The 5,997-nt window shown below is 65.9% G+C and carries 5 protein-coding genes and 1 pseudogene; 4 read left to right on the top strand and 2 right to left on the bottom strand.

All coding sequences use genetic code 11. The annotated features are described in order from the left end of the window. From EOA60_RS15100 to EOA60_RS15115, 4 genes are all read left to right on the top strand, one after another. The coding region (locus tag EOA60_RS15100; RefSeq protein ID WP_164899322.1) for an ABC transporter permease at positions 1 to 550 on the top strand (550 nt) is incomplete at its 5' end. Beyond that, positions 547 to 1,371 (top strand): ABC transporter ATP-binding protein, encoded by an 825-nt coding sequence (locus tag EOA60_RS15105; RefSeq protein ID WP_095800615.1) that lies wholly within the window; start codon positions 547 to 549, stop codon positions 1,369 to 1,371. The genes EOA60_RS15100 and EOA60_RS15105, both read left to right, overlap by 4 nt. Continuing rightward, positions 1,368 to 2,147 carry an ATP-binding cassette domain-containing protein gene (locus EOA60_RS15110; protein ID WP_095823544.1) on the top strand — a complete coding sequence of 260 codons (780 nt, stop codon included), beginning with the start codon at positions 1,368 to 1,370 and terminating at the stop codon, positions 2,145 to 2,147. Before EOA60_RS15105 ends, EOA60_RS15110 begins: the two co-directional genes overlap by 4 nt. Next, complete coding sequence (locus EOA60_RS15115; RefSeq protein WP_095800617.1) at positions 2,144 to 2,650, top strand: L-2-amino-thiazoline-4-carboxylic acid hydrolase; 507 nt, start codon at positions 2,144 to 2,146, stop codon at positions 2,648 to 2,650. Before EOA60_RS15110 ends, EOA60_RS15115 begins: the two co-directional genes overlap by 4 nt. Before the next feature lie 81 nt (positions 2,651 to 2,731). Here the strand turns inward: EOA60_RS15115 and EOA60_RS15120 are convergent, their stop codons facing one another. Both EOA60_RS15120 and EOA60_RS39880 read right to left on the bottom strand, forming a co-directional pair. Continuing rightward, positions 2,732 to 4,024, bottom strand: coding sequence for an FAD-binding oxidoreductase (locus EOA60_RS15120; protein WP_164748328.1), 1,293 nt, complete (start codon positions 4,022 to 4,024; stop codon positions 2,732 to 2,734). A gap of 2 nt (positions 4,025 to 4,026) precedes the next feature. Then, positions 4,027 to 5,399 (bottom strand): annotated as a pseudogene (locus tag EOA60_RS39880) (glutamine synthetase family protein). Between the last annotated feature and the right edge of the window lie 598 nt (positions 5,400 to 5,997).

Genomic DNA, 5,997 nt, shown 5'->3' on the forward strand with positions numbered 1-5,997 from the left:
GGTGGGCACGCTGGCCGGTTTCGCCGGCGGCTTGATCGACGAGGTGCTGATGCGCATCACCGACGCCTTCCAGACCGTGCCTAGTTTTTTGCTGGCGCTGGCCTTCGTCAGCATCGTCGGCCCCTCGCTTGGAGTGGTGATCGCGGCCATCGCGCTCGGCGCCTGGACCGGGCCGGCGCGGGTGGCGCGCGCGGAAGTGCTGTCGATCCGCGAGCGCGACTATGTCGCCGGCGCTCGCGTCATCGGCATGCATCCGCTCGAGATTGCCTTTCGCGAGGTGCTCCCCAATGCGCTGCCGCCGGTGCTGGCGCTTTCCTCGGTGATCGTCGCGGCCGCCATCCTCACCGAAGCAGCGCTTTCCTTCCTCGGCCTCGGTGATCCCAACCGCGTCACCTGGGGCGGCATGATCGCCGAAGGCCGCACTGTCTTGCGCACCGCGCCTTTTCTGTCGATCGTTCCCGGTATCGCGCTGGTGCTGACCGTTCTCGGCGTTTACCTCGCCGGCGAGGGCGTGGTGGAAAGCACTGCGGTACGCAGGAGCCTGTCGTGACTGCGCTGCTTTCGATCCGCGATCTGACCGTGCGGTATCGGCGAGACGGCGTCGAGGTAACGGCGCTGAAGGGCATCAGCCTTGATGTGGAAGCCGGGGAACGCCTTGCGATCATCGGTGAGAGCGGCTCGGGCAAGAGCACGCTGGCGCTGGCGGTTGCGGGATTGTTGGCGGAAGCGGCCGAGGCTGGAGGTTCGATCGAGTGGCAGAAACCTCGATCGTCTCATTCCGTGACAGCTTCGCATTTTCAGCCCATTGGTGGCCGCGACATCGGCTTCGTCTTCCAGGACCCCTCCTTCAGCCTCGACCCGGTGATGCCGGTCGGCAAGCAAATTGCCGAGGTCGCACGCACGCATCTCAACCTCACCTGGCGCGAGGCTTATGCCAAAGCCAAAACCCTGCTCGAGCGCGTCCGCCTGCCCGACTCCGAAGCCGTCTTGCGCGCCTATCCGCACCAGCTGTCCGGCGGCCAGAAGCAGCGCGTTGCAATCGCAGCGGCCATCGCCGCCGCCCCGAAACTGCTGATTGCCGACGAGGCGACCAGCGCGCTCGACACCATCGTCCAGGCCGAGATCGTTTCCCTGATCCGCGGGTTGGTCAACGAGGACGGCCTGACGCTCGCCTTCATCAGCCACGACATCGCGCTCGCCGCCACGCTCGCCGAACGCATCGCGGTGCTGCGTCATGGCGAGTTGGTCGAATTGGGCGACACGGACCAGATCCTTGACGCGCCGCGCCATGCCTATACGCGCACGCTGCTCGATGCCCATCTCGGTCTCGACGCCAGGCCGCTTCTTGACCGGCAAGGCGCCCCGGCATGACCGTGCTCGCCGTCTCCAATCTCTCCAAGCGCTATCGCCGCGGCGGCAAACCTTTTGCGGCGGTCGACGATGTCTCGTTTGAGATCGGCCCGGCCGAAACGCTGGCCGTCGCCGGCCCGTCCGGCAGCGGCAAGTCGACGATTGCGCGGCTGGTACTGCGCCTGCTAGAGCCCGACGCTGGGCGCATCCAATTTGAGGGCGCGGACTTGCTTATCTTGTCGGGCGCCGCGTTGCGCGCCCGCCGTGCCCGCCTCCAGATGGTCTTTCAGGATCCGCTCGCCGCCTTTAACCCGCACTCCACGGTGGCGCGTGCGCTGGACGACCCGTTGCGCATCCACGGCATCGCCTCGCGCTCGGAGCGCCCGCGCCGCATCGCAGCTCTCTTGGAGCGTGTCGGCCTCGATGCCGGCCTTGCCGCGCGCGCGATCCACGAGATTTCCGGCGGCCAGCGCCAGCGGGTAGCGATCGCCCGCGCCATCGCCACCCGACCGTCGCTGATCGTCCTCGACGAGGCGGTCTCGGCGCTCGACGTTTCGGTGCGCGGACAGATCCTGGACTTGCTGCTCGACCTGCAAAGACAGGAACAGATCGCCTATCTCTTCATTTCGCATGATCTCGGCGTAATCCGCGCCCTCGCGCATCGCATCGTTCTCCTCGATGCCGGCCGGGTCGCCGAGAGCGGCGACGCCCGCACCGTCATCGCCAGCCCGCAATCGGCGGTCGGCAAGGCGCTGGTGGCGGCAACCCCGAGGCTGAATAGGATGAAAACACCATGACCGACTCCCACGCAGCCATTGCCGAAAAACTGTCGCGCGAGCTCGACTCCGCCTTTCGCAACCGGGGCGATCTCTATCGCCTCTTCCTCGATGAGCTGACCGCCGAGCTTGGCGCCGAGAAGGCCGAAGCATTAATGATCCGCACCATCGAAAAGCGCGGCCGGGAAGTCGCAGCGGCCGCTTTCGCCGGTTTCGGCCCCAATGATGCGCTGGCGATCGGCGAGGCGTTCCTTTCCGTCAGCCCGGATGGCGGGCGCATGTATCCGACCGACGTCGAGCGCAGGCCGAACCGCATCGCTTTCAAGGTGAAGCGCTGCCCGCTGAAGGATGCGTGGGTCGAGGCCGGCGTCGGCGAGGAAAAGCTTGCCACGCTCTGCCGCATCGCCGGCGCCTTCGACCGCGGACTGTTCGAAGCAACCGGCGTGCGCTTCGCCAACGTGACCTGGACGCCGGGCCACGGCTCCGGCTGCTGCCACATCGCGCTGACCAACCGCGACACCTAGCGAGCCGACGATTTGACTTTCGGCCGAAGACGTGCAGTTCCGCGCCGGATTCGTCGCTGGCACCGACGGGAAAGTCGGCGCTCAACGCCTGAGTCGATCGCGCATCGCATACCACAGCATGCCGAGCACATAGAGCGGCCCGCGCAGCGCCGTGCCGCCGGGGAACGGCAGCGGCGTCAGCGTCGAGAACAGGTCGAGCCGCGAGGCGTCGCCGGTGATCGCTTCCGCGAGCAGCTTGCCCGACAGCGTCGACAGGATGACGCCCTTGCCGGAATAGCCATGCGCGAAATAGACCTCGCCATAATGCCCGACATGCGGCAGGCGCGACGTCGTCACAGACACGAGCCCGCCCCAGGCATGGTCGATCCGGCACCCCCTAAGCTGTGGGAAGGTCTTTTCCATATGCGGCCGCACGAAGCCGCCAATGTCGGCGGGCGGCGAGGGCGTATAGCGCTCGCCGCCGCCGAACAGCAGGCGGCCATCCGCGGACATGCGGTAGTAATTGACCACGAAAAGCGTGTCCGAAACCGCGGCGTTGGACGGGATGACGTTGCGCGCGCCCAACGGCTCGGTGGCGACGATGTAGTTGCCGATCGGCATGATGCGGCTGTTGACGCGCGGCTCGAGCCCGTTGAGCAGCGCATCGCCGGCCAGCACCACATGCCTGGCACGGACCGAGCCCTTGTCGGTGAACACCCGGATAAAGGGTTCACGCTCCAGCCGGACGGCGACCGAGTTCTCGTGGATGGTGACGCCAGCGGCAGAAGCGGCCCCAGCGAGCCCCAGCGTGTAGTTCAGCGGATGCATGTGTCCGCCGAGCGTCTCGAAGGATGCACCGAGATAAGGCGTATCGACCATGCGCCGCGCCTCCGCCGCCGACAGGATCTCGACATGCGGGAAGTCCATCACCTTGGCGAGGCACTCGGCCTCTTCCTCGAATTCGCGCATGTCGGAGCCGTTGACCGCGCCGACCAGATGGCCGGTCAGCCGCAAGTCGCATTCGATGCCGTGGCGCTCGATAATGTCGAGCACCAAGCCTCGCGCCTCGAAGGCGAGGTCGAACAGCGCCTTCGCCCGCTCCGGCCCGAACGCTCTGACCAGCTCCTTGGCGCCCTTGCGCAGACCGGGGATTATCTGGCCGCCATTGCGCCCAGACGCACCCCAGCCGATCTTGCCGCCTTCGAGCAGCACCACTTTAAGGCCGCGTTCGGCCGCATGGAGCGCCGCCGAAAGCCCGGTGCAGCCGCCACCGACGACCACCAGGTCGGCTTCTGCATCGCCGGTAAGCGCCGGATGGTCCGGCGCCGGATTGGCAGTCGCCACATAATAGGATTTGCCGATATGAAGACCGGAATTGAAACCTGTCGAAGCCATGGTCACACCTTGAGCAGCAGATGGTCGCGTTCCCACGACGTCACCACGGTCTGGAACAGGTCGAGCTCTACGCTTTTCACGCGCAGATAGGTTTGGAAGAAATCCTCCCCGAGCAGCACCCGCACCGGCTCGCAGGCGGCGAAACGGTCGAGCGCTTCCTCCATGGTCTTGGGCAGCGTGCTCTGGCTGCGATAGGCGTTGCCGAAGGCCTCCGGCGAGCGGGCCAGCTTCTCCTCGACGCCGAGATACCCGGCGATGAGCGAGCCGGCCATGGCGAGGTAGGGATTGGCGTCGGCCCCGGGCAGTCGGTTCTCCACCCGCCGCGCGGCGCGCCCGCCCATTGGCACCCGCAAGCCGCAGGAGCGGTTGTCATGCGACACTCGATATTGGCCGGCGCGCTGTGGCCCGGCCGGATGCGGCGATACGAGTTCACGTTCGGTGCAAACAGCGGCATGATTTCAGGCACGTATTTCTGCAGGCCCCCGATGAAGTGCGCGAACATTTCTGTGTCCTCGCCGTCTTTGCCGGCAAACAGGGGCTCGCCGCCTTCGTCGATGATGGACATGTGAAGATGCATCGAGCTGCCGGCCTGCGCCGCGATCGGCTTCGCCATGAAGGTGGCGTGCATACCGCTCGCTTGCGCCGCCTGCCTGGCCATACGCTTGAACAACAGCACCTTGTCGGCCAGCGCCAGCGGGTCGCCATGGAGGAAGTTGATCTCGAGCTGCGCCGTGCCGGATTCATGGATCAGCGTGTCGAGCGGCAGGCCGGCCGCCGCGGCGTGCTCATAGAGGCGACGCGTCACCGCTTCGAACTCCTCCAGCGCCTGCATGTCATAGGGATGCTGCACGCTTTCCGGCCGTCCATTGCGCCCGACCGGCGCGGTCAGCGGCCGATCCGGATCGGGATTTGGCGCCGTGAGGTAGAATTCGAGCTCCGGCGCCGTCACGGCGTGCCAGCCACGCCGGCGGTAAAGATCGAGCACGGCCCTCAGCACATGGCGCGGCGAAGCCATCGACGGCCGTCCGTCCATGTGAAACGTATCGGCAAAGACATAGGCCTTGCCGACCCTGCCGCCGGGCGCAAGGCTGAGCGTCGACAGGTCGGGCACCATGCGCATGTCGGGGTCCTGATACGCGAACCCTTCATCGATGGAGCCGGAATAGCGGCCGTCGATCGCGACCAGGAAAGCGCTGCTCGGCAGGTAGAGCGCAAGGTCCTCGAGCGACTTCAGGAACTTGGCCGCCGGCAAGGCCTTGCCGCGCAGCACACCGTTGACATCGGGCACGAGGCACTCGACCTCGCTTATTCCATGCGTGGTCAGCCAGCTTTGCGGATCGGCGCTGGGAAATGAGGAATTCAGTTTGTCAGGCATCGGTCATGTCCGTACGAAGGAGAAGTCGCTTCGGCGGGCACGTCCGTTTCGGTTTGAGCGCTGAGTAAGCTACGTGATCTGAACGACGGACGCCCGCCTGATGGCCGGCCAACAGGCCGGATCGAGCGCTCCGCATACCCCCTCGGTCCAGCCGTCACGAACGACATGCGAACCGACCTTGGTCTCCTCCGCGCGTTGCAGATTCTCGTGCCGGCAACAGCGCATGACTAGTGATGCCCCGCCGAAAGACGGTTTCTTGCGGCCGAAATTGAAAACAGCCGAGAGCCGGAGCGTCTTTTTGCCATTTGCGCGGCAAACCTCTTCAAGGAACCTGGCCTATGGTTTGACCGATCGTTGCTTCCGGCGCAAGCCCGCCCGCTGGGGCCGCTCCGCGCGTTGCCCGCCCGAAGGAACTCGCTGCCGGTTTTGATGTTCCCACTGAGCACGCCACCGGCGCACAGCGCGGCCGACGGAATTCAGCACGATCAGGAGCGATGGGATGGAAGGCAGGATCGAAACGGGGGCATGTTTTTGCGGGGCGATCGCGGCCGAGATGCAGGGCGATCCGTTCTGGACCTGCTTCGACCATGATGACGAC

This window comes from Mesorhizobium sp. M1A.F.Ca.IN.020.06.1.1 (genome assembly GCF_004023265.1).
In the GTDB taxonomy this organism is placed as follows: domain Bacteria; phylum Pseudomonadota; class Alphaproteobacteria; order Rhizobiales; family Rhizobiaceae; genus Mesorhizobium.

Bases quoted from the DNA above. Each gene is read 5' to 3' on its own strand.
- EOA60_RS15110 (WP_095823544.1), top strand. From the start codon at position 1,368: ATGACCGTGCTCGCCGTCTCCAATCTCTCCAAGCGCTATCGCCGCGGC.
- EOA60_RS15115 (WP_095800617.1), top strand. From the start codon at position 2,144: ATGACCGACTCCCACGCAGCCATTGCCGAAAAACTGTCGCGCGAGCTC.
- EOA60_RS15120 (WP_164748328.1), bottom strand. From the start codon at position 4,024: ATGGCTTCGACAGGTTTCAATTCCGGTCTTCATATCGGCAAATCCTAT.